This is a genomic window from Roseobacter sp. FCG-D35 (genome assembly GCF_033436665.1).
Lineage (GTDB): Bacteria > Pseudomonadota > Alphaproteobacteria > Rhodobacterales > Rhodobacteraceae > JAWQFO01.
The window spans coordinates 611,671-635,449 of record NZ_JAWQFO010000001.1; the positions used below are offsets into that span (position 1 = coordinate 611,671).

Sequence of the window (23,779 nt, forward strand, 5' to 3'; positions counted from 1 at the left end):
TCAGCGTTTCTCCAATTCCTGAAGTTTCATTCCCATCCACCACAGCAGAGCGATGGTACCGATGGGCACGATGCAGGCCACGGCCCAGTAGCGGTTGATCCCGAAGAAGGGCAGCAGCTTGACCATCGGAATGATGGTCAGCGCCGAGATCAGGATCCAGAAAAACGTCTCCATCAGATCACTCCGTGCGGCATTGCCTGAACGGGCCGTCGCAGCCGACCCAGATCGCCGGCGATGTCGCGGGTGCGGCGACCGGTCACTTCGGCGCCTCCTTCTCGTCGCCCGGAAGGATGTACTCGGCCCCTTCCCAGGGCGACATGAAGTCGAACTGACGGTATTCCTGCACCAGGCTCACCGGTTCGTAGACGACGCGCTTCTGCGCCTCGTCATAGCGCACCTCGGTATAGCCCGTGGTCGGGAAATCCTTGCGCAGCGGATAGCCGCGGAAGCCATAGTCGGTCAGGATCCGCCGCAGGTCGGGGTGGCCCGAGAAAAGGATGCCGAACATGTCGAAGACCTCGCGCTCGAACCAGTTCGCCGACGGGTGGATCGCGGTGATCGAGGGCACCATCTCTTCCTCGCGCACCGAGACGCGCAGACGGATGCGGTGGTTCTGGTACATCGACAGGAAGTGATAGACCACGTCGAACCGCTTGTCGCGCCCGGGGTGGTCAACGGCGGTGATGTCGACCAGCGAGGAGAAGCGGCAGGTCGCGTCGGCCTTGAGAAACTCGACCAGCCCGGTGATGGAGGCCGGTGCTACGTCGACGTTGAGCTCGCCGTGGCGCACCTCCCAGGACAGCACGCAATCCGGGCGCTTGAGTTCGACATAGGCGCCAAGCTCGTTCATTGCATCTGACATATTGCCCCCTCAGGCAGGTGTTCGTCGGTCTGGGTGCGCCGCACCGGGCGCGGAAAACGGTCGCGATCCGCCTAGCGTACGATGGTGCCGGTCCGGCGGATCTTGCGCTGCAACTGCATGATTCCGTACAGCAGTGCCTCGGCGGTCGGAGGACAGCCCGGCACGTAGATGTCGACCGGCACGATGCGGTCGCAGCCGCGCACGACGGAATAGCTGTAGTGGTAGTAGCCGCCGCCATTGGCGCAGGAGCCCATCGAGATCACGTAGCGCGGTTCCGGCATCTGGTCGTAGACCTTGCGCAGGGCCGGCGCCATCTTGTTGGTCAGCGTACCGGCCACGATCATCAGGTCGGACTGACGCGGGCTGGCGCGCGGCGCGGTGCCGAAACGCTCGAGATCGTAGCGCGGCATCGAGGTGTGCATCATCTCGACCGCGCAGCAGGCCAACCCGAAGGTCATCCAGTGCAGCGATCCGGTGCGCGCCCAGTTCACGATGTCCTCGGTCGAAGTGACGAGGAACCCTTTGTCCTGCAGTTCGCGGTTCAGGGTCTGCGTCGCAACCTCGCGGTCGGCACCGGCAGTGTCCTGGCCATAGGCCGCGACCGATGATGGGCCGGACTTCACACGGGCACCCTGAAGTCCGTCGCCCTTCACGTCCGTCACAAGCGGCTTTTCCGAGCTCACTGCCATTCCAGCGCTCCCTTCTTCCATTCGTAGGCGAAGCCGATGGTCAGCACGGCGAGAAAGACCATCATGGACCAGAAACCCACCATGCTGATGTCCTTGAAGGCCACGGCCCAGGGGAACAGGAAGGCGATCTCGAGGTCAAAGATGATGAAGAGGATCGAGACGAGGTAGAAGCGCACGTCGAACTTCATCCGCGCGTCATCGAAGGCGTTGAAGCCGCATTCGTAGGCCGAGACCTTTTCGGGATCGGGATTGCGCACCGCGACGATCACGGCGGCGAGGATCAGCACGAGGCCCAAGCCTATGGCAACGGCCAGAAAAACGAGGATCGGCAGATATTCCCTGAGCATCTCGTCCACGATGTCGGCCCCTTGTTCCGGCGGGTCTGCACCCGATGCTGCCCCGCGGCGTGGGGGCTCTACCCGGTTTACGCCTGTGACTTGACAGGGTCAACCGGAGGACGGGTGTTTCCGGGGCCTCCGGAGGGCATCCCGTGCAGCGGCAAATCGTCCCTCCGCGCCGGTTTCCGACCTGCGATGACGGCCGTCGGGAACGACATCTAGCTGCATCATGCGGGGTGTCCAAGCGGCGGCGCCGCCGATTTGTTCACGGCAGGCTTTGTCGCCGGGTCTCGTTCGTTTCAAGTCGCGACGCGACCGTGCGACTCGCCTAAACGCGGGCGCGCGCCGGGCCGGATACCTTCAGGCCGACCAGCGCGGCTTGCGCTTGTCGAAGAAGGCCGAGATGCCTTCGTCGGCCTCCTCGGTCTGCCAGCGCTCCGACAGTGCCGCGATGGTCCGGTCGACGACCTGCTGATCGATCCGCGGCCCGAGGTCGCGTGCCAGCTTTTTCGCGGCGGCCACCGCACCCGGAGCACAGGAGAGATAGGGAATGACTTCGGCCTCGACAGCCTCGTCCAGCGCCTCCGGGGCGACGCAGCGCGACAGGATGCCAAGGTCCACGGCTTCGCGCGCTTCGAATAGGCGCGCCGACATGAAGACGCGGCGCGCACGCCCCTCGCCCATGCGCGCCAACACGTAGGGCCCGATCGTCGCCGGGATCAGGCCGAGCCGGGTTTCGGTCAGGCCCATTTTCAGGCCGTCGATCCCGATGGCGACGTCGCAGACACAGGCCATGCCGACACCGCCACCGAAAGCATTGCCCTGAATCCGCCCGATCAGCGGTTGCGGCAGGGTGTTGAGCGCGCCCAGCATGGCCGCGAGCTTGCCCGCCTCGGAGGCGCGGGTCGGGGCATCCATGTCGCGTTGCGACCGCATCCAGCCCAGATCGCCGCCGGCACAGAACGACGTGCCGGCTCCGGTCAACACGACCACGCGGACCGACTTGTCTTCGGCCAGCGCCGCGGCCGCGGCCGTGAGTTCGCCGATCATTTCACCCGACATCGCGTTGTGCTTGTCGGGCCGATTCAGCGTCAGTGTCGCGACGCCGCGGGCGTCGGTCGTCAAGGCAATCGTGTCGTACATCTCCATCCTTTCCCCGGAATTTTGCAAAATTCCGGACCGGAAAATTCGAATTTTCCGGTTCAGCCGCGCATCGCCCGCGCCATCTCCGCAGCCTGCGCCAGCACCGCCCCGTCGAGCCCGGTCTCATAGCCCAGCGCCGCAAGATGCGCGGCCACCGCTTCGGTCGCGACATTTCCCGAGGCACCGGGCGCATAGGGGCATCCGCCGAGACCGCCCACCGCCGCATCGAAGACCCGGACTCCCATCGAGAGCGAAGCGTCGATATTGGCCAGCGCCCTGCCCCCGGTGTCGTGATAATGTCCGGCGAGACGCCCCACCGGCACCGCATCGCGAACGGCCAGCAACATGCGCACGATGCTGTCGGGCGTCCCGGCGCCGATGGTGTCACCGAGGCTGATCTCGTAACACCCCATCGCGAACAGCCGGTCGGCGACCTCCGCCACCTTTGCCGGGGGCACCTTGCCGTCATAGGGGCATTCGACCACGCAAGAGACATAGCCACGCACCGGCAGGTCTATGTGGCGCGCGGCTGCGAGGATCGGCTCGAACCGCGCGATGCTTTCCTCGATCCCTGCGTTCACGTTCGCCTTCGAGAAACCTTCCGAAGCCGAAGCGAAGACCGCGATCTCGTCCGCCCCGGCGGCCCGTGCATCGTCGTACCCGCGCATGTTCGGCGTGAGCGCCGCGTAGCGGATGCCCGGGCTGCGCGCGATCCCCGCCAGCACCTCGGTGGATCCGGCCATCTGCGGCACCCATTTCTGGCTCACGAACGAGGCGACCTCGATCCGCGAAAACCCGGCCCGGCTCAGGCAGTCGACCAGTGCCACCTTTTCGGCCACCGGGATCTCGCGTTTTTCGTTCTGCAGCCCGTCGCGCGGCCCGACCTCGAAGATCTCGCATGTCCCCAGGCTCATCGCACCGTCCCTCCCTGTGCGGTCGGCGCCCGGCTCTCGGGCCAAGGCGCGTAGAAATCCTTGTCGTAGAGCCCCGCCTCGTCCGGCAAGGCCGCGCGAAAGCCCGGCCGGTCGGTGATCCGGGCGTACCAGTCCGCAAGGGCGGGAAAGGGTTCGATGGGCGCGAAATGCCGCCCCATGTAGACCGCCTGGCCGACAGAGACGTCAGCGGCGGAGAACCCGCTGGTCAGCAGGTAGTCGCGCCGCTCCACCGGCGGGCTCAGCCGTGCCTCGAGGGCCGCATAACACTTCTCGAGCCGCATCTTCTCGAGCTTCATCACCGTCGGCGAGCGCATCGCGTCCTCGCGAAGCATGATATGCTGCTGGGTCAGGGCCGCGACGTGCTGGCTCAGCGTTTCGGCGAAATGCACCCAGACCAGCCAGGCCATGCGGTCTGGGCTGCCGGGCATCCGGCCAAGGCGCTCGGGGCTGAAGCGTTCGCACAGGTATTCGGTGATCGCGCCGGTCTCGAACATGCGCTCGCCCTCGATCTCGAGCGCCGGCACCCGGCCGGCCGGCGACAGGATCAGGAACTCGGCGCTGCGCAGGGTCCCGTCGAAGGGATAGCTGCGCAACTGGAACTCAATCTCCATCTCTTGCAGCAGCCAAAGCGTGCGCATGGAGCGGGTTTGCGGGCTGTGGTGCAGAACGATCATAGCCGGGGTCTGTCCTTTCTGGTGTGCCGGTCCGTTCCTCCCCGCGCCGCAGACTGACGGCCCGCGCCACCCTCCGCAAGTCCGGGATGCAGCCTGCGCGTCACTCCGCTTCCAGCCGGATCAGCGCCGCCCCGGCTTCGACCTGCGCGCCCACTTCCGCCAGCACCTCGGCAACCACACCGTCGCGCGCGGCAAGCAGCGCATGCTCCATCTTCATCGCCTCGAGCACCGCAAGCCGGTCGCCTTGCGTGACCTGCTGGCCGACCTCGGCGCCCAGCCATTTCACCAGACCCGGCATCGGCGCCTCGATCACGTTGCCATCGCCCGCGGCCCCCGCCGCGCGCTCCAGCGGATCGATCACCTCGAAGGCGAGCCCATAGCGGTCGAAGACGGTCAGGGTCGATCCCGACACCGCCACCGGTGGCAGCGCCATCCCGTCGATCTCCCAGGTATCACCAAGTCGCTGCGCCACCGCCTCGGTCTCGCCGACCTGCCAGCGCTGCCTGTCCGGGGCCTCGATGCGCACCGAGACGGGACAGCTCTCGCCCTGCCAGACAAGCTCGACCCTGTGCCGCAGCGGGCGCCACAACACGAAGCCGGTGTCCTCACCCGTGTCAACAAGGTCGAGCGCCGTCATCGCCGCGGCAACCGCGTGACGCGTCTCGATCACCGGCGACGCGGTCAGCTGCTCGATCTCGCGTCCGATGAGCCCGGTATCGACCTCGCCGCGCCCATAGCCCGCATGGCCCGCCAGCGCGCCGAGGAACGCGAGGTTCGTCACCGTACCGGCCACCTCGGTGTCTTTCAGCGCCGAGCGCAGCCGGGCCAGCGCGATCTCGCGCGTGGGCCCGTGCAAGATGACCTTGGCGATCATCGGATCGTACCAGGGGCTGATCGTGTCGCCCGCCCGCACACCGCTGTCGGCGCGCGCACCCGGTGCGAACACGAGGTGCGTCAGCGTACCGGTCGCGGGAAGAAATCCCTTCGGGACATCCTCGGCATAAAGCCGCGCCTCGAAGGCATGTCCGGTGATGGCCAGATCTTCCTGCGCCGCGGGCAGCCCCTCGCCCGCTGCCACGCGCAACTGCCATTCGACAAGGTCCACGCCGGTGATCGCCTCAGTGACCGGGTGCTCGACCTGCAGGCGCGTGTTCATCTCCATGAACCAGAACCCGTCCGGCCGCAGCCCGTCCGAGCCGTCGACGATGAACTCGACCGTGCCCGCGCCGGCGTAACCGATGGCCTCGGCCGCCCGCACCGCCGCCGCCCCCATCGCCGCGCGCATCTCCTCGGTCATGCCCGGCGCCGGGGCTTCCTCGATGACCTTCTGATGACGCCGCTGCAACGAGCAGTCGCGCTCGAAAAGATGCACCGCGCGGGTCCCGTCCCCGAAGACCTGCACCTCGATATGCCGCGGCCGCGTGACGAATTTCTCGACCAGCACGTCGGGGTTTCCGAAGGCCTTCTGCGCCTCCGACCGCGCGCTTTCGAGCGCCGCAGCGAAATCGCCGGCCGTCTCGACCAGCCGCATGCCCTTGCCGCCGCCGCCCGCAACGGCCTTGATCAGCACCGGAAACCCGATCTTCTCGGCCTCCGCCGCCAGCAGCGCATCGTCCTGATCCGCCCCGTGATAGCCGGGCACCACCGGCACGCCGGCCTCGGCCATCAGCGCCTTGGCCGCGTCCTTGAGCCCCATCGCCCGGATCGCCTTGGCCGACGGCCCGATGAAGACCAACCCCGCAGCCTCGACCGCCTCGACGAAATCCGGGTTCTCGCTCAGAAACCCGTAACCCGGATGAATGGCCTGCGCGCCCGTGGCCTTTGCCGCGTCGATGATCGCATCGCCCCGCAGGTAGCTGTCGGACGGTGCCGGGCCGCCGATATGCACTGCGCGGTCGGCCATCTGCACATGTTTTGCGCCCGCATCCGCGTCCGAATAGACGGCGACCGTGCGCACGCCCAGAGCCCGCGCCGTCTCGATTACCCGGCAGGCGATCTCGCCCCGGTTCGCGATCAGGATCCTGTCAAACATCGCCTTGCCCCTTCGTCCCGTCATCTTCTGCGAAATCCTCGACCACGGCGAAGCGCTCCCAGATCAGCCCCATGTCCTCCGAGAAGATGCCCTTGCGCTCGAAATAGCGTCGGTGGTCCGCCTTCCAGCCTTCCAGCGTCTCGTTTTCGCCTTCCATCAGCGCCATCTCCTCGGTCATCTTTGCCCAGGTCGTCGGCACCAGCTCCAGCGTCTTGATCACCAGCGCCGGTTCGCCGTCCGGTCCGAGAGCGATATCGCGGCGCCCGACCTGCGGTGCCGCCGCGCCGGCTTCGATTTCCGCCAGGGACGAACAGGTCGCGCGCTTCTTTCCCGATCGCACAAGCGCCGTCAGTTCCGCGATAAAGTCCGGCGTATCCCCGAAGGAAAACGTCTGCGCCCCCGGATACCGCCGCAGGGCCTCGTCCAGCGTCACGGCCATCCTGCGCACCTCCGCATCGTCACGCCCCCCATCTCTGGTTGAGAAATATCCCGGGGGTCCGGGGGCTGGCCCCCGGTCCGGACACCGAACCTTGTCCCACTATCTCGCATCGCATCACATCCGGAACACGCCGAAGCGCGTCTCGTCGATCGGCGCATTCAGAGCCGCGGAAAGCGACAGCGCCAACACGTCGCGCGATTTGCGCGGATCGACGATCCCGTCATCCCAGAGCCGGGCCGAGGCATAAAGCGGATGCGACTGTTCCTCGAACATGTCGATGGTCGGTTGCTTGAACGCCGCCTCCTCCTCTGCGGACCAGTCCTTGCCGGCGCGCTCCATGGCGTCGCGCCGCACGGTGGCCAGCACGCCCGCTGCCTGCGCCCCGCCCATCACCGAGATCCGCGAATTCGGCCAGGTCCACATGAAGCGCGGGCTGTAGGCACGGCCCGCCATCCCGTAATTCCCGGCCCCGAAGGACCCGCCGACCAGCATGGTGATCTTCGGTACCTCGGTGCAGGCCACCGCCGTCACCATCTTGGCCCCGTGGCGCGCGATCCCCTCGTTCTCGTATTTCCGCCCGACCATGAAGCCGGTGATGTTCTGCAAGAACACCAACGGGATCTTTCTCATCGAGCAGAGCTCGACGAAATGCGCGCCCTTCTGCGCACTCTCCGAAAACAGCACACCGTTGTTGGCGACGATCCCCACCGGGCAGCCCTTCACATGGGCGAAACCGCAGACCAGCGTCTCGCCGAAGCGCGGCTTGAACTCGTCGAAGCGCGAACCGTCGACCAGCCGCGCGATCACCTCGCGGATGTCGTAGGGCGTGCGCAGGTCCGCCGGCACAACGCCCAGGATTTCCTCGGGGTCATAGGCCGGATCCTCGGGTGCCTGCATCTGCACGCCCGCCGGTTTTGCGCGGTTGAGCCCCGCAACGGACCGCCGGGCCAGCGCCAGCGCATGCGCGTCGTCCTCGGCAAGATAGTCGGCGACACCCGACAGCCGCGTATGCACGTCGCCGCCGCCGAGATCCTCGGCGCTGACCACCTCGCCAGTCGCCGCCTTGACCAGCGGCGGCCCGGCTAGGAAGATGGTTCCTTGCTCGCGCACGATGATCGTCACGTCCGACATCGCCGGGACATAAGCGCCGCCCGCTGTGCAGGACCCCATCACCACGGCGATCTGCGGGATACCTTTCCCGCTCATCCGGGCCTGATTGTAGAAGATGCGCCCGAAATGATCGCGGTCGGGAAAGACCTCGTCCTGGTTCGGCAGGTTGGCACCGCCGGAATCCACCAGGTAAACGCAAGGCAGATGGTTCTGCTCGGCGATCTCCTGGGCGCGCAGGTGTTTCTTGACCGTCATCGGGTAGTAGGTGCCGCCCTTCACGGTGGCGTCGTTGCAGACCACCATGACCTCCTGCCCCTGGACGCGCCCGATCCCGGCAACGACGCCCGCGCAGGGTGCGGCCCCGTCGTAAAGCCCGTGCGCCGCGGTCGCCCCGATCTCGAGGAATGGCGAGCCGGGATCGAGCAGCCCCGCCACGCGTTCGCGCGGCAGCATCTTCCCGCGCGAGACATGTCTCTCGCGCGCCTTCTCGCCACCGCCCAGCGCCGCAGCTTCGGCGGCCTGCGCGATCTCGTCCAGCGCCGCGAGATGCGCCGTGCGGTTCGCCTTGAAGGCGTCGGAGGACGGCAGCGCCTGTGAGGTAAGTTTCATGGAGTGCCCCTCAGCTTCTGTACTCGGGATTTTCGAACCCGAACCGTGCGCCCGCCTTCCAGGCCTCGCGGTCATTGCCCTCGTTCGGATATCCGCCCACGCGTTTCAGCAAGGCAGCGAGATGCATCAGGTTCCAGGTCATGATCGTGGTGTTGCGCTGGGTGAAGGCGTTGTCGAAGCCGACCGGCCCGTCGTCGCCGTCATCGCCGTAGGACGGACCCGGACCGGCCTCGCCGATCCAGCCGCAATCGGCCTGCGGCGGAATCGTGTAGCCGAGGTGGTTGAGCGCGAAACCGGTGGTCATCGCGACATGCTTGATGCCGTCCTCGTTGCCCGTGACGACGGTGCCGCCGACCTTGCCGTAGAACACGGACTGGCCCTTGTCGTTGAGCTCCGCCGACATCGCGTAAAGCCGCTCGATCAGCACTCGGCAGACCGAGCTTTCTTCGCCCAGCCAGATCGGCGTGCCGATCACGAGGATGTCTGAGGACAACACCTTTTCCCAGATCTCCGGCCAGTCATCGCGGTCCCAGCCGTGCGCGGTCATGTCCGGATAAACGCCGGGCGGCACCTGAAAGTCCAAAAGGTGGAGATGCTCGACCGTCACGCCCTGTGCTTCCATGATCCGCGCAGAGGCGTTCATCAGAAGCTGCGTGTGGCTCTCGCCGCGCGTCTTCTTCAGCGAGGTGTTGACGTAAAGCGCCTTGAGGCCCTCGAAATCGCTCATGTCTCGGGCTCTCCCGCCTTGCGGCCCTCGGGCCGTCTCCATCGTCCCAGCCGGTCGGCCGGATAGTCGAAGCGGCGGCCGTCGGCATGACGGCAGCTCACCACCAGCCACAGCCCGCGCATCTCCGCCGGCCGGGCCACGCAATCGGTCACGCGCGCCCCGGGACCGGCGTCCTGAAGATAGCGTTGCGCGAACCCTCCGATCACGTCCGTCTCCGTTATCGTCGCCGCGATCCAGCCCAGTCGAAAGAGCCAGACCGCAAGAAACAGCGTCAGCGCGGCCAGCGGGGCGAACCAGAGCCAGCGCGGCATGCGCGGCTCACGCCATCGCGGCCATCAACTCGCGCCCCACAAGCATGCGCCGGATCTCGCTTGTCCCGGCACCGATCTCCATCAGCTTGGCGTCCCGGAAGATGCGGCTGACCGCCGTGTCGTTCATGAAGCCCGCGCCACCCATCGCCTGCACGGCCTGGTGCGCCTGCTTCATCGCCTCCTCGGAGGCGTAGAGACAGCAGGCAGCGGCGTCCTGGCGTGTCACGTCACCCCGGTCGCAAGCCTTTGCCACCTCGTAGACATAGGCCCGCGCCGAGTTCATCGCCGTATACATGTCGGCGATCTTGCCCTGCATCAGCTGGAAACTCCCGATCGGCTGGCCGAATTGCTTGCGCTCGGACAGATAGGGCATGACCTCGTCGAGGCAGGCCGCCATGATGCCCAGTCCGATGCCCGCCAGCACCACGCGCTCATAATCGAGTCCGGACATCAGCACCCGGACGCCCTTGCCCTCTTCGCCGAGCACGTTGTCGAAGGGCACCTCGACGTCCTCGAAAATCAGCTCCGCTGTGTTCGATCCGCGCATGCCGAGCTTGTCGAAATGCGCGCTGGTCGAAAACCCGGTCATCTCCTTCTCGATCAGGAAGGCGGTGATGCCCTTGGAGCCGGCGTCGGGGTCGGTCTTGGCATAGACCACCAGGGTCGAGGCATCCGGGCCGTTGGTGATCCAGTACTTGGTGCCGTTGAGGCGGTAGTGGTCGTTGCGCTTCTCGGCGCGCAATTTCATCGACACCACGTCGGACCCTGCGCCAGCCTCGGACATGGCAAGCGCGCCGACATGCTCGCCCGAGATCAGTTTCGGCAGGTACTTCTGCTTCTGCACGTCGCTGCCATTGAGCTTGATCTGGTTCACGCAGAGATTCGAGTGTGCGCCGTAGGACAGCGAAACCGAAGCCGACGCGCGGGCGATCTCTTCCACTGCGACGACATGGGCGAGATAACCCATGCCGGACCCGCCATCCTCTTCGCTGACGGTGATGCCGAGCAGGCCCAACTCGCCCATCTCGGTCCAGAGATCGGCCGGAAAGACATTCTCGGCGTCGATCTTGGCGGCCATCGGCTTGACCCGTTCCTGCGCCCAACGGTGAGTCATTTCGCGCAGCGCGTTCACGTCCTCGCCGAGATCGAATCTCATGGTCGCGTCGAACATCATCGGGCTCCTCTCCCGGAAATATTGAACAGTCGTTCATTTGTTCGCACGCGGGCTTTTCCCGGTCAAGCCCCACTCGCCTGTGCCGGAACTTTCGCAATGCCCGGCACGTTTGGGCAGCAGAGTAACACAGACCTGCCCCATTGGAGGACAACGAGAATGACGACGGACCTGAAGCAGCAATTCTGGGAGCGAATCGGCGATGTGCGCGCGGGCATGCTCGCCGCGGGCGATCATCGTGCCGTTCCCATGTCGCATTTCGCGATGCAGGACGACAACGCGCTGTGGTTCGTCACTGCCGATGGCACCGGCGTGGCGGATGCCGCGAAGTCGGGTCAGTCGGGCGAATATGTGATCGGTGCTGCGGATGCGCAGCTCTACGCCCGGGTCGACGGCCGGCTCGAGCACGTGACTGATCGCGAGAAGCTGGAGCAAATCTGGTCGCCGATCGCCGCCGCCTGGTTCGAGGATGGCAAGGAGGATGAGGACGTCTGCCTCGTGAGGTTCTCGCCGGCCTCGGCCGAGGTCTGGACAACCGATGGCGGCGCGAAGTTTCTCTACGAAATCGCCAAGGCGAACCTGTCGGACGACAAGAAGCCGGATATCGGCGACCACGGGACGGTGTCGTTTTGATCACCCGTAGCGGATCGGCCGCGAGCCTCGCGCTCGCGGCTTTCGTCTGTGGCCCGGCCGAGGCCGAACAGGTGGGCGAGATCGGGGTCGACTGGGTCGGAAACGACATCGTTATCGAGGCGGTGCATGATCCCAAGGTTGAAGGCGTCACCTGCCACATCGCCTATTTCGACCGTTCCGTGATCGACCGGCTGTCGAACGGAAACTGGTTCGAGGATCCGTCCAACAGTTCGATCGACTGCCGCCAGACCGGCCCGATCACCTTGGGGGACATCGACCGTTCCGAAGATGGCGAGGACGTGTTCCGCACCAGCCGCTCGATCGTGCTCAAGTCGTTGCGGATCAAGCGCGTCTACGACGAGGGCAACAAGACCCTAATCTACGTGGCCCACGCCCGCGAGTTGACGCAAGGATCCGCCAAGGTCTCGATCTCGACCGTGCCGCTCTACACGCCCGGCGAGGACTGAGCCTGAAAGACCGCGCCGACCTCGGCGCGGATGATCCGGGCGATCAAGGCGCAGTCCTCGAGACTAAAGGTCAGTGGCACGCGCATATCCAGCAGACCAGCGAGCACCCTGTCTGTTGCGGGCATGGCGTCTGACTCGACGTAGCGCCATGAATCATACCGGCTGGTGAAGGCGACCGGTTCCGCGGCACCAAACCATTTCAACTCGACGCCGCGAGCCGCACATCGCGACACGACCTCGCGCACCGCTTCCGCTGCCCAATCCAAAAGCAGGAACTGGAAAGATGAGCCGACGATCGACTCCGCGGCGGGACGGTCCACGATGGTCAGACCGGGTGTCCCGCTCAACCCTTTTTCCAACCTGCGATAGCGCGCGTTCCACCGGGTGCATTGTGCCGGAAGGTCAGCCAGTTGCGGCCGCAGGATCGCCGCGCGCAGGTTGTCCATGCGGCCGGAGATGTTCGGCGTCTCGTAACGGATCGACTCGTAGGCTTCCGGCGGTGGCCCGGCCGCGTGACGCCCATAGAGCATGTAGCTCCCCGACAGCATAATGGCGCGCGCGGCGACTGCCTCATCGTCGGTGACGAGAAACCCGCCTTCGCCCGAATTGACGTGCTTGTAGGTCTGGCAGGAGTAGCAGCCGACTGTGCCGTGCCGGCCGGACGGGGTGCCGTTCCAGGCCGCGCCCATGGTGTGGGCGCAATCCTCGATGACGGTGATGCCGGCCGCGTCGCAGATCGACATCAGCCGGTCCATGTCGCAGATATGGCCGCGCATGTGGCTGAGCAGCAAGACACGCGCCTTGTCCGCCTTGGCCGCGAGATCGTCGAGGTCGATGGTCAGGCTTTCGGTAACCTCGACGAAGACCGGCACGGCGCCCACCGCAGCGATCGCGCCAGGGACAGGAGCCAGCGTGAAGGCATTGGACAAGACCGGCTGGTCCGGTTTCACGCCCACGGCGCGCAGCGCCGTGGCCAGCGCGTAACCACCGGACGCGACGGCGAGGCAGTATTTCGCGCCGACCAGAGTCGCGAACTCCTGTTCGAGCAGCGCCGCCTCGGCAGTCTCGCCCGGGGCGGTGTTGTAGCGATGCAGACGCCCGTGCCGCATGACCGCGATGGCGGCCTCGATACCGGATTCCGGGATCGGCTCCTGCTGGGTGAAACTGCCGGTGAAGACCTCGCTCATGTCCCGTTTGTGGGCACGAGCGCGCGGCGGGTCAAGCCAGCAGGCGCCCGACGGCCTGCGGCAGTTCGGCATAGCTGCCGATCAGCGCCTCGGGTTCCAGCGCGGCCATATTTGCACCGGACGGGCCGAAGGTGACCAGCACACAGGGCACGCCCGCGGCGCGCGCCGTGCGTCGGTCAGTGTCGGAATCGCCCACCAGCAGGCAGCGCGCCGGGTCGCCACCGGCGCGCCTTGCCGCCTCGAACAGCGGTTCCGGATCGGGCTTGCGCACCGTCAGCGTGTCGGCGCCGACCATGGAGGCGAAGGACTGGCGCACACCGAGCCGGGTCAGAAGCAGCTCGGCCAGCGCCTGTGGCTTGTTGGTGCAGATGCCCACCCCGTAGCCCGAGCTGGACAGTTCTTCCACTGCCTCCATCGCACCGGGGTAGAGCCGCGTGTGCGTGTCGATGGCATTGCCATAGGCCTCGAGCAGCACCGGATAGTAGCTGTCGATGGTCGCGGTCTCGCCGTCCCGGCCCAGACGCTCCATGCCCAGGGTCAACATGGCGCGACCGCCGCGCAGGGCGGTTCCGGCATCGGTCAGCGGGTCGAGCATGTCGCCCGCTCCCATCTCGCGGAAACAGTGGTTTGCCGCGGCGATCAGGTCGCCGCTGGTGTCAGCCAGCGTCCCGTCGAGGTCGAAGATCACGGTTCTCATTGCCTGCCCTGCCCGGTTGACCGCCCGCCGGCGGCTTGTTGCAACCCGCAACCTAGTTTGATCGCGTCCGCCTTGCACCAGTGCGTCAACCGATTAAACAGAGCCGACCCGGAACGAAAGTGATTTCCATGCCTACCGCCCTCGTCGTCCTCGCTGCCGGAAAAGGCACCCGGATGAACTCGGACCTGCCCAAGGTTCTGCACCCGATCGCCGGCGCGCCGCTGCTGGTGCACGCCATGTCGGCGGCGGCCCCTCTGGAACCCGAGCACGTCGTCGTCGTCGCCGGACACGGGATCGAGCAGGTCCGCGCCGCGGCTCTGGCCCATGACGAGACCGCGCGGGTGGTCGCGCAGTCCGAACAGCTCGGCACCGCGCATGCGCTGGCCCAGGCCGCGCCGGCGCTTAAGGATTTCGACGGCACCGTCGTCATGCTTTTCGGCGATACGCCGTTCGTGCGCCCCGAAACGCTCGAGACCATGATCGCGGCGGCCGAACAGAAGGACGTCGTGTTCCTCGGGTTCGAGGCCGCCGATCCCGGCCGCTACGGCCGGCTTATCATGGACGGCGACCGGCTTGCGCGGATTGTCGAGTACAAGGACGCCACCGAGGCCGAGCGCGCCATCACCTTCTGCAACAGCGGCGTCGTCGCCTGCCGTGCGCCCCTCCTCTTCGATCTCGTGTCGCAGGTCGGCAATGACAACGCGGCGGGTGAGTACTACCTCACCGAGATCGCCGCCATCGCCGGCGAGCGCGGGCTGTCGGTCACCGCCGTATCCTGCGACGAGGCCGAGACTCTCGGCATCAACTCGCGCTCAGAGCTTGCGGATGCAGAGGCGCAATTCCAGGCCGCGGCCCGCGCCGCCGCCTTCGAGAACGGTGTCACGATGATTGCCCCGGACACCGTCTATTTCGCCTATGACACCGTGATCGGGCGCGACGCGATCATCGAGCCCAACGTGGTCTTCGGCGCCGGGGTGACGATCGAATCCGGCGCGCACATCCGGGCCTTCTCGCATCTCGAAGGCTGCCATGTCGCGCAACGCGCCACGGTCGGGCCCTACGCCCGCCTGCGCCCCGGTGCGGAACTTTCCGAGGACGTGCACATCGGCAATTTCGTCGAGGTCAAGAACGCCCGCATCGACAGCGGCGCCAAGGTCAACCACCTGACCTACATCGGCGACGCCTACGTCGGCGAGAAGACCAACATCGGCGCCGGCACGATCACCTGCAACTACGACGGCGTCATGAAGCATCACACCCATATCGGGGCCAATGCCTTCATCGGGTCGAACACCATGCTGGTCGCACCCGTCAGCATCGGCGACGGGGCGATGACCGGAAGCGGCTCGGTCATCACGTCGGATGTCGAGCCCGACGCGCTGGCGCTGTCGCGTGCGCCGCAGGTGGAGAAACCGGGCAGCGCCGCGAAATTGTTGAAAATCCTGAAGGCCAAGAAGGCCCGACTGCAAAGAGGCAGCTGAAAATGTGCGGAATCGTCGGGGTCCTGGGAGACCACGAAGCAGCACCGATCCTCGTCGAGGCGCTCAAGCGGCTCGAGTACCGCGGGTATGACAGTGCGGGGATCGCGACGGTCGAGGACGGCATTCTGGACCGCCGCCGCGCGGTCGGCAAGCTGGTCAACCTCAGCGACCTGCTGGTGCACGAACCGCTCACCGGCAAGTCGGGAATCGGCCACACACGCTGGGCCACCCACGGCGCGCCGAGCGTCGCCAATGCGCACCCGCACCAGGCCGGCCCGGTGGCCGTGGTGCATAACGGGATCATCGAGAATTTCCGCGAGTTGCGCACCGAACTCGACGCGGCCGGATTTTCCTTCGTCACCGAGACCGACACCGAAACCGTGGCCCTGCTGACCCAGCTCTACATGGACGAAGGCGCGAAACCGGTCGAGGCGGCGTTCAAGGCGCTCGACCGGTTGCAGGGGGCCTTCGCGCTCGCCTTCCTGTTCTCGGGCGAGAACGACCTGATGGTCGGCGCGCGCAAGGGGTCGCCGCTGGCTGTGGGGCATGGCGACGGCGAGATGTTCCTTGGCTCGGACGCGATCGCGCTGGCGCCGCTGACCAACCGGATCACCTATCTCGAGGAAGGCGACCGCGTCGTGCTGACCCGCACCGCAGCCACGATCTTCGATGCGACCGGGGCGCAGGTCGACCGGCCCATGAAGACCGTGCAGATCGGCGCCAACCGGATCGACAAGGCCGGGCACAAACACTTCATGGCCAAGGAGATCGCCGAGCAGCCGACAGTGATTGGCGAGGCGATCGGAAACTACCTGGGCAACGACGGCAGCATTCGCCTGCCCGGAGACGGCCTCGACTTTTCCGGGATCGACCGCCTGACGATGGTGGCCTGCGGAACCGCCTATTACGCCTGCCTGACCGCGAAGTACTGGTTCGAGCGCATCGCGCGAATCCCGGTCGACGTCGATGTCGCGTCCGAGTTTCGCTACCGCGAACCGCCAATCCCTGCGCGTTCGGCCGCGATCTTCGTCTCGCAATCGGGAGAGACGGCCGACACGCTGGCCGCGCTGCGCTACTGCGCGGGCAAGACCGACCACATCCTGTCCGTGGTCAACGTGCCGGAAAGTTCGATCGCCCGCGAAAGCGACCTCGCGCTGCCGATCTTCGCCGGGGTCGAGGTCGGCGTCGCCTCGACCAAGGCCTTCACCTGCCAGTTGACCGTGCTCTACCTGCTGGCCCTGAAGGCGGCATCGGATCGCGGTGTCATCGGCGCGGAGCAACTGGCCGATCAGGTTTCGGCCCTGCGCGGCCTGCCCGCCACGATCAACATAGCACTCGAGGCGGACGCCGAGATGCGGCAGGCCGCCCTGCGCCTTGCCGAAGCGCGCGACGTGCTGTTCCTGGGGCGCGGCCTGATGTATCCACTCGCGCTCGAAGGTGCGTTGAAGCTAAAGGAAATCAGCTACATACACGCCGAAGCTTATGCGTCCGGGGAACTCAAGCACGGACCCATCGCACTGGTCGACAAACTGGTCCCGGTCGTCGTGCTCGCGCCCCGCGATTCGCTTTACGACAAGACCGTCAGCAACATGCAGGAAGTGATGGCCCGCAAGGGCCGTGTGATCCTGGTGTCGGACCGGTCCGGGCTCGAAGACGCTGGCGAGCATGTCTTTGCCCGGGTAGAGATGCCAAGCGTGGCCGAAGCGCTCACGCCGATCCTTTACGCCATCCCGGCGCAGCTTCTGGCCTATCACACGGCGGTCGCCAAGGGGACGGACGTCGACCAGCCGCGCAACCTCGCCAAATCGGTGACCGTCGAGTAGGAAGAACATCATGGCCAAGCAGTTCGACGCCCTCAGCGACACCCTGACCCGCTTCATCGAGGCGCAGCACCTTTTCTTCGTCGGCACTGCAGGGCTGGAAGGACGAGTGAATGTGTCGCCGAAGGGCATGGACAGTCTGCGCGTGCTGGGGCCGAACCGCATCGTCTGGCGCAATCTCACCGGGTCCGGCAACGAGACCGCCGGCCATCTCGCGCAGATCAACCGGATGACACTTATGTGGTGCTCGTTCGAGGCCAAGCCGATGATCCTGCGCTGCTACGGGTCGGCCCGCACGCTGCATCCGCGGGATGCCGATTTCGACGCGCTCAACGAGCTTTTCCCGGCGTCCGAAGGCGCACGGCAGGTCTATGACCTCGCCATCGACCTCGTGCAGACCTCCTGCGGATATGCCGTGCCCTTTTTCGAGCATGCAGGCGGTCGGGACGTGCTGGCCGACTGGGCCGCACGCAAGGGCCGCGACGGGGTGAAGGCCTACTGGGCCGAGAAGAACCGCAACACAATCGACGGCCTGCCCACGCATATCCTCGACGCCGATGCATGAGGCCGCGCTGGCGGAACTCGAGTCGCTTGCCGATCCGGCACGTGGCGCTCAGATGCGGGCCTATCACAAGGCCGACCGCACCTACCTCGGGCTCTCCAACGAGGACATTAACCGCCTGAGCACCGCGTGGCGCCGTGCGATGGACACCGAAACCCGTGTCGCGGTTGCCGACGGTCTCTGGCGCACCGACATCCACGAGGCGCGCGTCGCGGCCGCCAAGCTGCTGACCCAGGCGCGGATCCGCGATGATGCACCGGTCTGGACGCTGATCCGGTCCTGGGTGCCGCAGTTCGACGCCTGGGCCATAGCGGACCACGCCTGCAAGGCCGGCGAGAAGCGGCTGGTGGCCGATACCGACCGGCTCGACGTAGTGGAGAGCTGGACCGGATCCGACCACCTCTGGATGAAGCGAGCAGTACTGGTCATCACGCTGCCCTGGACCAAGCAGAACTTTCCGTCACCGGACGATCTTGCCATCCGAGACCGCGTGCTGGGCTGGGCGGCCGGCTATGTCGAGGACCGCCGCTGGTTCATCCAGAAGGCCATCGCCTGGTGGCTGCGCGAGTTGAGCAAGCACGACCCCGAGCGCGCCACCCGTTTTCTCCACGCACATGGCGCCGAGTTGAAGCCCTTCGCCCTGCGCGAGGCGCGCAAGTACCTCTGAACCTCAGCCGCCCGCGCTGACCTCGACCGTCGTGAGGTCAGTCAGGTCCGCCCCGATGAGCCGCATCGCGGGCAGCGACATGCGGCTTCCGGCCGTGGATGGCCCGTCGATCGGAATCAGCGTCACGCTCGCCGACTTGCCGGTCGCGGGATTGGTCACCCGGCCTTCGGTCTCGGCATCGACCAGTGGCGTCTTAAGCCAGAAGCCGGGCTCGGTCGGGCTGCCGAGCGAAGCGACCGTGGTGCCGAGGCTGCGCGCGCCCGCGGGCTCGGGCGCCGCGGCGGCGGCGCGCTGCTCGGCCGTGGTGGTGTCGAATTGCTCGGCCGTGCGTGCGCCCGCGGGCGGTGGCGGGCTTGCCGCCGGCGCCGCGGCGGCGGCAGGAGTCTCCGTCTCGGGCGCGGCCTCGCGCTCGAAGGGGTTTTCGAGCCCCGCGCATCCGGCGAGAACAAGAACGCTCAAACAGGCAAGCCGCGCTTTCATGGGTCCGAGATGACCACAGCGCGCCCCGACCGGCAATCCCGTTAATCGCCCTTGCCGCCCCGGGGGCGGACCTTTACCTATTGTGCCATGACCGCACCGCTTATCGATCCGTTCGCACGCGCGATCACCTACCTGCGGGTTTCCGTGACGGACCGCTGCGATTTCCGCTGCGTCTACTGCATGTCCGAGAACATGACGTTCCTGCCGAAAAAGGAGCTTCTGACGCTCGAGGAACTCGACCGGCTGTGTTCGAGCTTCGTAAAGCTTGGTGTCGAGAAACTGCGTATCACAGGCGGCGAGCCACTGGTGCGGCGCGGGATCATGACCTTCTTCAATTCGATGACCCGGCACCTGGAAAGCGGAGCGCTGAAAGAGCTGACGCTGACCACCAACGGCAGCCAGCTCGAGAAATACGCCGACGATCTTTATGCCGCGGGCGTCCGGCGTGTGAACGTCTCGCTCGACACGCTCGACGCCGACAAATTCGCCGAAATCACGCGCTGGGGTCGCCTGCCGCAGGTGCTGCGCGGCATCGACGCGGCCCAACGCGCCGGCCTGCGCGTCAAGCTCAACGCGGTGGCGCTCAAGGGCTTCAACGAGGACGAACTGCCGCGCATCACCGAATGGTGCGCCGAGCGCGGCGCGGACCTGACCTGGATCGAGGTCATGCCCATGGGCGACATCGGCAATGAGGACCGGCTCGACCAGTACTGGTCGTTGCGCGACGTGCGCGCGCGCTACGCCGAGCACTACATCGTCACCGACCTAGCCGAGCGCACCGGTGGGCCCGCGCGCTACGTGCGGCTCGAGGAGACCGGGCAGAAGATTGGCTTCATCACCCCGCTCAGCCACAATTTCTGCGAAAGCTGCAACCGCGTGCGCGTGACCTGCACGGGCGAGATCTATCTCTGCCTCGGACAGGAGGACCGCGCCGACCTGCGCGCGCCGCTGCGCGACTGGCCCGAGGACGACCGCCCGCTGGAAGAGGCGATCCGCGCGGCGATATCGCTCAAACCCAAGGGGCACGATTTCGACTATTCGCGCCAGCGTCTCGACGGTCAGATGCCACGCCACATGAGCCATACGGGCGGCTGACGCCCGATGACTCCCCCCCTGCTCTACCGGGCCTATGTCGCGCTGACATCGGTCATCCTGCCCTTCGCGGCGCTGTCCTCGCTGCGCAAGCTTCGCGCCGCCGGGGTGCCGGTCGAGCGCGCGCATGAACGGCTGGGCCACGCCACCGAAGACCGGGCCGGGACCGGCCCGCTGGTCTGGTTTCACGCTGCCTCGGTCGGCGAAAGCCTGTCGGTGCTGGCGCTGATCACCCGCATGGGCCGCGCCCTGCCGCGCGCACGCTTCCTGATCACCTCCGGCACGCCGACCTCGGCCCGGCTGGTTGCCGAGCGGATGCCGCCCAGTACCCTGCACCAATACGCGCCGCTCGACGGTGCCGGCCCGATGCGGCGCTTTCTCGACCATTGGCGCCCGGACGCGGCGGTCTTCGTCGAAAGCGAGATCTGGCCGCAGATGCTGCGCCTGACCCGCGCACGCGGGACGCCGATGGCGCTGGTCAATGCACGGCTCAGTGCGAAGTCCCGGAAAGGCTGGGCCAAGCGGCGGCGGACGGCGGCCTACGTGTTCGATGTCTTCGACCTGATCCTGACGCAGAACGACGAGATGGCGCAGGCGATGGTCGAGCTTGGCGCGCCTCCCGAGCGCGTTGCGCGCGGGCTGAACCTCAAGTCCCTGTCCGACCCGCTGCCGGTCCGACCCGAAGTCGTGGCCGAAACCGAGACCGCGCTTGCAGGCCGACCGCGCTGGGTCGCCGCCTCGACCCATGAGGGCGAGGAGGCGGTCGTGCTCGACGCGCATCGCGCGCTGCTGGAAGGCTGGCCGGATCTCTGCCTAATCCTCGCCCCGCGCCACCCGCAGCGCGGCGACGCGGCGACAGACGCGATCCGGACGGCGGGACTGTCATTCACGCGCCGCACCGAGGGCGGCGCGCCGTCCGCACAGGTCTACCTTGCCGACACCCTGGGCGAGCTCGGCAACTGGTACGCGCTGACCGGCTTCGTCTTCCTTGGCGGGTCGCTGTTTCCGATCGGCGGTCACAACCCCTTCGAGGTCGCGCAGGCCGGCGCGGCGGTGCTGTCCGGTCCGCACGTGACCAACTTCGCCGAAACCTTCGACGAGATGGAAGACCGCGGCGCAGCCGTCATCACGCCGGATGCCGCGCGCATCGCGGCGCACGCCGGCGAGTGGCTGGCCGACGAGGATCGCCTCGACCGGGCGCGGCGTGCGGCCTCGAAATTCGCAGCACAGCGGCGCGACCAGCTCGACCTGATCGCCGAACGGCTGATCCAAGCGCTCAAGCTGGAGGACCCGGAGTGAGCACGGTCGATCCCGCCCGGGTCGAAGTGATCGCCCCCAACTTCAAGCGCCGCCTCTCGGGTGTCACCGCCACCATCGTGCGCCTCGTGCCCCTCCAGGCAGGCGAGATCGCCATTGCGGCGACCGGTCCCGAATTGCCCGACCACGTGCCGCAGATCGCACTGTCGGCGCTGCCCGCGCTCAGCCGACGCGGGCCCGGACCTTCGGGCTGGCGGGTCTGGCACGCACGGCGCAACGTCGAGATGATCGGCGGGCTGGTCCTGCGCGACTTGCTGCGCAAACGCCTGAAGCTCGTCTTCACCTCAGCCTCGCAGCGCGAGCAGAGCTGGCTCACGCGCTGGCTGATCCGGCGCATGGACGCGGTGGTGGCGACCTCCGAGCGCACAGCGGCCTATCTCGAAGGTCCGAGCCAGGTCATCATGCACGGCATCGACACCGAGGCCTTCGCGCCATCGGGCGACCGCGGCGCACTTCGGCGCGGGCTGGACCTGCCCGATGACGGTCAGCTGATCGGCTGTTACGGACGCATCCGGGAGTCGAAGGGCACCGATGTCTTCGCCGAGGCGATGATCGGGCTGCTGGCTGACCGCCCGAATGCCGTGGCGCTGATCATGGGCCGCGCGGTCAAGGCGCACGAAGGATTTGAACGGGACCTGAGAACCCGCGTCGCCGATGCCGGAATGGAAAACCGCATCCGCTTCCTGCCCGAGGTGGCGACGCACGAGATCGCGGACTGGTACCGGGTGCTCGATCTTTATGTCGCGCCGCAGCGATGGGAGGGGTTCGGGCTGACCCCGCTCGAGGCGATGGCCTGCGGGGTGCCGGTCGTGGCGACACGCGTCGGCGCGTTCGAGGCGCTGGTCGCGGAGGGAGAGACCGGCGCGCTGGTGCCGCCAGACAACCCGGAAGCCATCCGTGACGCTTGCGCGGCGATCCTCGACGAGCCCGAGCGGCTCGCGGTGATGTCAGAGGCCGCGCGACGGCGCGTCGAACACCAATTCTCGATCGAGAAAGAGGCGGCGACGCTGGTCTCGCTCTACCGCCGCCTGCTGTCCAATTAGGGCGCGCCGTGGCCAGCCCTGCGCTGTGTGTCAGGCCGCAGGAAGACGCTGCTCGACAATCTCAGCCCACCAGCTGCACCCGGCGGGAATGGCCTCGTCGTTGAAGTTGTACTGCGGGTGGTGGACCATCGCCGTGTCGCCGTTGCCAACGAGGATGTAAGCGCCCGGACGCTCCTCGAGCATGAAGGCGAAATCCTCGCCACCCATGACCATCGGCGCCACTTCGCAGTCGCCCGAGACCTTGCGCGCCACGTCGGCGGCAAAGGCGGTCTGCTCGTCGTGGTTCACCATCACCGGGTAATTGCGCAGGTAGTCGACCTTGGCCGTCGCTCCGAAGCTTGCCGCGACGCCCTCGGCTATGGCGGTCAGCCGGGTCTCGGCAAGATCGCGCACCGCGTTCGACATCGTGCGCACCGTGCCCTTCATGGTCACGCGCTGCGGGATCACGTTGAAGGCCTTCGAGGAAGTCTCGAAGGAGGTGACGGAAACGACAATGTTGTCGATCGGGTCGGCGTTGCGGCTGGCAATGGTCTGCAGCGCCAGCACAACTTGGCTGGCGACCACGGTGGGGTCGATGGTCTCCTGCGGCTTGGCCGCATGGCCACCGCGCCCCTCGATCACGATGTCGAAGAGATCGGTTGCGGCAAAGAAGGCACCCGGACGGATCGCGAAGCTGCCTACCGGACGGCCCGGCCAGTTGTGCATGCCGTAGACCTCCTGGATGCCGAAACGCTCCATCAGCCCGTCCTGGCACATTTCGCGGCCGCCGCCGCCGCCTTCCTCTGCCGGCTGGAAGATCACCACGACCGTGCCGTCGAAGTTGCGGTTTTCGGCCAGGTAGCGCGCGGCGCCCAGCAGCATGGCGGTGTGCCCGTCATGGCCACAGGCATGCATCGCGTTGGGAGTCTTGGAGGCGTAGTCGAGCCCGGTCTGTTCGTGGATCGGCAGCGCGTCCATGTCGGCGCGCAGCCCGATCACCTTGCCCTTGCTGTCGCTCTTGCCGCGGATGACGCCGACGACGCCGGTGCGCCCGATGCCGGTTGCGACCTCGTCGCAGCCGAATTCCTTCAGCTTCTCGGCCACCAGCGCCGAGGTGCGGTGGGTCTCGAACAGGATCTCGGGGTTCTCGTGGATGTCGCGGCGCCAGGCCGTGATCTCGTCATGCAGTTCGGCGAAGCGGTTCTTGACGGGCATGGTGCATCTCTCCTTGCAGGGGACCGCCGGCGGGACGCAAGAAAGCGCCCGGGCCTTGGCGGGATCGCGTCCTCCCTACGCCCCGTGACCGGCAGGGGC

At 66.7% G+C, this 23,779-nt stretch carries 26 protein-coding genes; 9 read left to right on the forward strand and 17 right to left on the reverse strand.

The annotated features are described in order from the left end of the window. The 13 genes from R5H30_RS02820 to R5H30_RS02880 all read right to left on the reverse strand — a co-directional run bounded on the left by R5H30_RS02820 (nt 1) and on the right by R5H30_RS02880 (nt 11,040). Complete coding sequence (locus R5H30_RS02820; protein ID WP_318326475.1) at nt 1-174, reverse strand: hypothetical protein; 174 nt, start codon at nt 172-174, stop codon at nt 1-3. 82 nt (nt 175-256) lie between these two features. Beyond that, complete coding sequence (locus R5H30_RS02825; protein WP_318326476.1) at nt 257-862, reverse strand: NADH-quinone oxidoreductase subunit C; 606 nt, start codon at nt 860-862, stop codon at nt 257-259. A gap of 71 nt (nt 863-933) precedes the next feature. Continuing rightward, entirely contained in the window at nt 934-1,551 is a 618-nt protein-coding gene (locus tag R5H30_RS02830) for a NuoB/complex I 20 kDa subunit family protein (RefSeq protein WP_318326478.1), read from the reverse strand. After that, on the reverse strand, nt 1,542-1,907 hold the full coding sequence (locus tag R5H30_RS02835) for an NADH-quinone oxidoreductase subunit A (protein WP_318326479.1): 366 nt from the start codon (nt 1,905-1,907) through the stop codon (nt 1,542-1,544). Before R5H30_RS02835 ends, R5H30_RS02830 begins: the two co-directional genes overlap by 10 nt. A 342-nt stretch (nt 1,908-2,249) precedes the next feature. Then, on the reverse strand, nt 2,250-3,032 hold the full coding sequence (locus tag R5H30_RS02840; protein WP_318326480.1) for a crotonase/enoyl-CoA hydratase family protein: 783 nt from the start codon (nt 3,030-3,032) through the stop codon (nt 2,250-2,252). 59 nt (nt 3,033-3,091) lie between these two features. Continuing rightward, a complete protein-coding gene (locus tag R5H30_RS02845) occupies nt 3,092-3,946 on the reverse strand; it encodes a hydroxymethylglutaryl-CoA lyase (RefSeq protein WP_318326481.1) in 855 nt (284 codons plus the stop codon). Next, nucleotides 3,943-4,641 carry a glutathione S-transferase family protein gene (locus R5H30_RS02850; protein WP_318326482.1) on the reverse strand — a complete coding sequence of 233 codons (699 nt, stop codon included), beginning with the start codon at nt 4,639-4,641 and terminating at the stop codon, nt 3,943-3,945. The genes R5H30_RS02845 and R5H30_RS02850 overlap by 4 nt, the downstream gene beginning before the upstream one ends. 100 nt (nt 4,642-4,741) lie before the next feature. Next, on the reverse strand, nt 4,742-6,673 hold the full coding sequence (locus R5H30_RS02855) for an acetyl/propionyl/methylcrotonyl-CoA carboxylase subunit alpha (RefSeq protein ID WP_318326484.1): 1,932 nt from the start codon (nt 6,671-6,673) through the stop codon (nt 4,742-4,744). Then, on the reverse strand, nt 6,666-7,112 hold the full coding sequence (locus R5H30_RS02860; RefSeq protein ID WP_318326485.1) for an ASCH domain-containing protein: 447 nt from the start codon (nt 7,110-7,112) through the stop codon (nt 6,666-6,668). Before R5H30_RS02860 ends, R5H30_RS02855 begins: the two co-directional genes overlap by 8 nt. Nucleotides 7,113-7,226: 114 nt before the next feature. Continuing rightward, the gene (locus R5H30_RS02865) at nt 7,227-8,831 is read right to left on the reverse strand and encodes a carboxyl transferase domain-containing protein (protein ID WP_318326486.1); all 1,605 of its coding nucleotides are present in this window, start codon (nt 8,829-8,831) and stop codon (nt 7,227-7,229) included. Nucleotides 8,832-8,841: 10 nt separating this feature from the next. Continuing rightward, nucleotides 8,842-9,558 (reverse strand): flavodoxin family protein, encoded by a 717-nt coding sequence (locus R5H30_RS02870; RefSeq protein WP_318326487.1) that lies wholly within the window; start codon nt 9,556-9,558, stop codon nt 8,842-8,844. Then, complete coding sequence (locus tag R5H30_RS02875) at nt 9,555-9,869, reverse strand: hypothetical protein (RefSeq protein ID WP_318326488.1); 315 nt, start codon at nt 9,867-9,869, stop codon at nt 9,555-9,557. The genes R5H30_RS02870 and R5H30_RS02875 overlap by 4 nt, the downstream gene beginning before the upstream one ends. Before the next feature lie 7 nt (nt 9,870-9,876). After that, nucleotides 9,877-11,040 (reverse strand): isovaleryl-CoA dehydrogenase, encoded by a 1,164-nt coding sequence (locus R5H30_RS02880; RefSeq protein WP_318326489.1) that lies wholly within the window; start codon nt 11,038-11,040, stop codon nt 9,877-9,879. Between the two features lie 159 nt (nt 11,041-11,199). On the opposite strand from R5H30_RS02880, the gene R5H30_RS02885 reads away from it, so the two are divergent. Further along, complete coding sequence (locus R5H30_RS02885; protein WP_318326490.1) at nt 11,200-11,673, forward strand: pyridoxamine 5'-phosphate oxidase family protein; 474 nt, start codon at nt 11,200-11,202, stop codon at nt 11,671-11,673. Then, the gene (locus R5H30_RS02890; RefSeq protein WP_318326771.1) at nt 11,673-12,140 is read left to right on the forward strand and encodes a CreA family protein; all 468 of its coding nucleotides are present in this window, start codon (nt 11,673-11,675) and stop codon (nt 12,138-12,140) included. Before R5H30_RS02885 ends, R5H30_RS02890 begins: the two co-directional genes overlap by 1 nt. Here the strand turns inward: R5H30_RS02890 and R5H30_RS02895 are convergent. Together R5H30_RS02895 and R5H30_RS02900 are read right to left on the reverse strand one after the other, a co-directional pair. Next, the gene (locus R5H30_RS02895) at nt 12,119-13,327 is read right to left on the reverse strand and encodes a DegT/DnrJ/EryC1/StrS family aminotransferase (RefSeq protein ID WP_318326491.1); all 1,209 of its coding nucleotides are present in this window, start codon (nt 13,325-13,327) and stop codon (nt 12,119-12,121) included. The genes R5H30_RS02890 and R5H30_RS02895 overlap by 22 nt on opposite strands. 31 nt (nt 13,328-13,358) lie before the next feature. Further along, entirely contained in the window at nt 13,359-14,024 is a 666-nt protein-coding gene (locus tag R5H30_RS02900; RefSeq protein ID WP_318326492.1) for an HAD-IA family hydrolase, read from the reverse strand. Between the two features lie 128 nt (nt 14,025-14,152). Between R5H30_RS02900 and glmU the strand changes: the two genes are divergently transcribed. The 4 genes from glmU to R5H30_RS02920 are packed head-to-tail and all read left to right on the forward strand — an operon-like array spanning nt 14,153 to nt 18,554. Then, nucleotides 14,153-15,505 (forward strand): bifunctional UDP-N-acetylglucosamine diphosphorylase/glucosamine-1-phosphate N-acetyltransferase GlmU, encoded by a 1,353-nt coding sequence (gene glmU / locus R5H30_RS02905; protein ID WP_318326493.1) that lies wholly within the window; start codon nt 14,153-14,155, stop codon nt 15,503-15,505. A gap of 2 nt (nt 15,506-15,507) precedes the next feature. Continuing rightward, nucleotides 15,508-17,328, forward strand: coding sequence for a glutamine--fructose-6-phosphate transaminase (isomerizing) (gene glmS / locus R5H30_RS02910; protein ID WP_318326494.1), 1,821 nt, complete (start codon nt 15,508-15,510; stop codon nt 17,326-17,328). A 10-nt stretch (nt 17,329-17,338) separates the two neighbouring features. After that, nucleotides 17,339-17,890, forward strand: coding sequence for a pyridoxamine 5'-phosphate oxidase family protein (locus tag R5H30_RS02915; RefSeq protein WP_318326495.1), 552 nt, complete (start codon nt 17,339-17,341; stop codon nt 17,888-17,890). After that, nucleotides 17,883-18,554 (forward strand): DNA alkylation repair protein, encoded by a 672-nt coding sequence (locus R5H30_RS02920; protein WP_318326496.1) that lies wholly within the window; start codon nt 17,883-17,885, stop codon nt 18,552-18,554. The genes R5H30_RS02915 and R5H30_RS02920 overlap by 8 nt, the downstream gene beginning before the upstream one ends. A gap of 3 nt (nt 18,555-18,557) precedes the next feature. Here R5H30_RS02920 and R5H30_RS02925 read toward each other — a convergent pair whose 3' ends face one another. Further along, nucleotides 18,558-19,034 (reverse strand): hypothetical protein, encoded by a 477-nt coding sequence (locus R5H30_RS02925; protein ID WP_318326497.1) that lies wholly within the window; start codon nt 19,032-19,034, stop codon nt 18,558-18,560. 87 nt (nt 19,035-19,121) lie between these two features. Here R5H30_RS02925 and moaA point away from each other — a divergent pair, with 87 nt between their 5' ends. Genes moaA through R5H30_RS02940 form a run of 3 tightly spaced genes read left to right on the forward strand, consistent with a single transcriptional unit; the run spans nt 19,122 to nt 22,486 of the window. Beyond that, the gene (gene moaA / locus R5H30_RS02930) at nt 19,122-20,129 is read left to right on the forward strand and encodes a GTP 3',8-cyclase MoaA (RefSeq protein WP_318326498.1); all 1,008 of its coding nucleotides are present in this window, start codon (nt 19,122-19,124) and stop codon (nt 20,127-20,129) included. 6 nt (nt 20,130-20,135) lie between these two features. Beyond that, entirely contained in the window at nt 20,136-21,425 is a 1,290-nt protein-coding gene (locus R5H30_RS02935; RefSeq protein ID WP_318326499.1) for a 3-deoxy-D-manno-octulosonic acid transferase, read from the forward strand. After that, nucleotides 21,422-22,486 (forward strand): glycosyltransferase family 4 protein, encoded by a 1,065-nt coding sequence (locus tag R5H30_RS02940; RefSeq protein WP_318326500.1) that lies wholly within the window; start codon nt 21,422-21,424, stop codon nt 22,484-22,486. The genes R5H30_RS02935 and R5H30_RS02940 overlap by 4 nt, the downstream gene beginning before the upstream one ends. 30 nt (nt 22,487-22,516) lie before the next feature. Here the strand turns inward: R5H30_RS02940 and R5H30_RS02945 are convergent, their stop codons facing one another. Further along, nucleotides 22,517-23,680, reverse strand: coding sequence for a M20 aminoacylase family protein (locus tag R5H30_RS02945; RefSeq protein ID WP_318326501.1), 1,164 nt, complete (start codon nt 23,678-23,680; stop codon nt 22,517-22,519). Between the last annotated feature and the right edge of the window lie 99 nt (nt 23,681-23,779).

What these genes read in the sequence shown, in the direction of transcription:
- R5H30_RS02825 (WP_318326476.1), bottom strand. Translation starts at nt 862, where the DNA reads ATGTCAGATGCAATGAACGAGCTTGGCGCCTATGTCGAACTCAAGCGC.
- R5H30_RS02885 (WP_318326490.1), top strand. Translation starts at nt 11,200, where the DNA reads ATGACGACGGACCTGAAGCAGCAATTCTGGGAGCGAATCGGCGATGTG.
- R5H30_RS02860 (WP_318326485.1), bottom strand. Translation starts at nt 7,112, where the DNA reads ATGGCCGTGACGCTGGACGAGGCCCTGCGGCGGTATCCGGGGGCGCAG.
- R5H30_RS02870 (WP_318326487.1), bottom strand. Translation starts at nt 9,558, where the DNA reads ATGAGCGATTTCGAGGGCCTCAAGGCGCTTTACGTCAACACCTCGCTG.
- R5H30_RS02830 (WP_318326478.1), bottom strand. Translation starts at nt 1,551, where the DNA reads ATGGCAGTGAGCTCGGAAAAGCCGCTTGTGACGGACGTGAAGGGCGAC.
- R5H30_RS02880 (WP_318326489.1), bottom strand. Translation starts at nt 11,040, where the DNA reads ATGTTCGACGCGACCATGAGATTCGATCTCGGCGAGGACGTGAACGCG.
- moaA (WP_318326498.1), top strand. Translation starts at nt 19,122, where the DNA reads ATGACCGCACCGCTTATCGATCCGTTCGCACGCGCGATCACCTACCTG.
- R5H30_RS02895 (WP_318326491.1), bottom strand. Translation starts at nt 13,327, where the DNA reads ATGAGCGAGGTCTTCACCGGCAGTTTCACCCAGCAGGAGCCGATCCCG.
- R5H30_RS02945 (WP_318326501.1), bottom strand. Translation starts at nt 23,680, where the DNA reads ATGCCCGTCAAGAACCGCTTCGCCGAACTGCATGACGAGATCACGGCC.
- glmU (WP_318326493.1), top strand. Translation starts at nt 14,153, where the DNA reads ATGCCTACCGCCCTCGTCGTCCTCGCTGCCGGAAAAGGCACCCGGATG.
- R5H30_RS02935 (WP_318326499.1), top strand. Translation starts at nt 20,136, where the DNA reads ATGACTCCCCCCCTGCTCTACCGGGCCTATGTCGCGCTGACATCGGTC.
- R5H30_RS02850 (WP_318326482.1), bottom strand. Translation starts at nt 4,641, where the DNA reads ATGATCGTTCTGCACCACAGCCCGCAAACCCGCTCCATGCGCACGCTT.
- R5H30_RS02865 (WP_318326486.1), bottom strand. Translation starts at nt 8,831, where the DNA reads ATGAAACTTACCTCACAGGCGCTGCCGTCCTCCGACGCCTTCAAGGCG.
- R5H30_RS02925 (WP_318326497.1), bottom strand. Translation starts at nt 19,034, where the DNA reads ATGAAAGCGCGGCTTGCCTGTTTGAGCGTTCTTGTTCTCGCCGGATGC.
- R5H30_RS02840 (WP_318326480.1), bottom strand. Translation starts at nt 3,032, where the DNA reads ATGTACGACACGATTGCCTTGACGACCGACGCCCGCGGCGTCGCGACA.
- R5H30_RS02915 (WP_318326495.1), top strand. Translation starts at nt 17,339, where the DNA reads ATGGCCAAGCAGTTCGACGCCCTCAGCGACACCCTGACCCGCTTCATC.
- R5H30_RS02845 (WP_318326481.1), bottom strand. Translation starts at nt 3,946, where the DNA reads ATGAGCCTGGGGACATGCGAGATCTTCGAGGTCGGGCCGCGCGACGGG.
- R5H30_RS02875 (WP_318326488.1), bottom strand. Translation starts at nt 9,869, where the DNA reads ATGCCGCGCTGGCTCTGGTTCGCCCCGCTGGCCGCGCTGACGCTGTTT.
- glmS (WP_318326494.1), top strand. Translation starts at nt 15,508, where the DNA reads ATGTGCGGAATCGTCGGGGTCCTGGGAGACCACGAAGCAGCACCGATC.
- R5H30_RS02900 (WP_318326492.1), bottom strand. Translation starts at nt 14,024, where the DNA reads ATGAGAACCGTGATCTTCGACCTCGACGGGACGCTGGCTGACACCAGC.
- R5H30_RS02820 (WP_318326475.1), bottom strand. Translation starts at nt 174, where the DNA reads ATGGAGACGTTTTTCTGGATCCTGATCTCGGCGCTGACCATCATTCCG.
- R5H30_RS02920 (WP_318326496.1), top strand. Translation starts at nt 17,883, where the DNA reads ATGCATGAGGCCGCGCTGGCGGAACTCGAGTCGCTTGCCGATCCGGCA.
- R5H30_RS02855 (WP_318326484.1), bottom strand. Translation starts at nt 6,673, where the DNA reads ATGTTTGACAGGATCCTGATCGCGAACCGGGGCGAGATCGCCTGCCGG.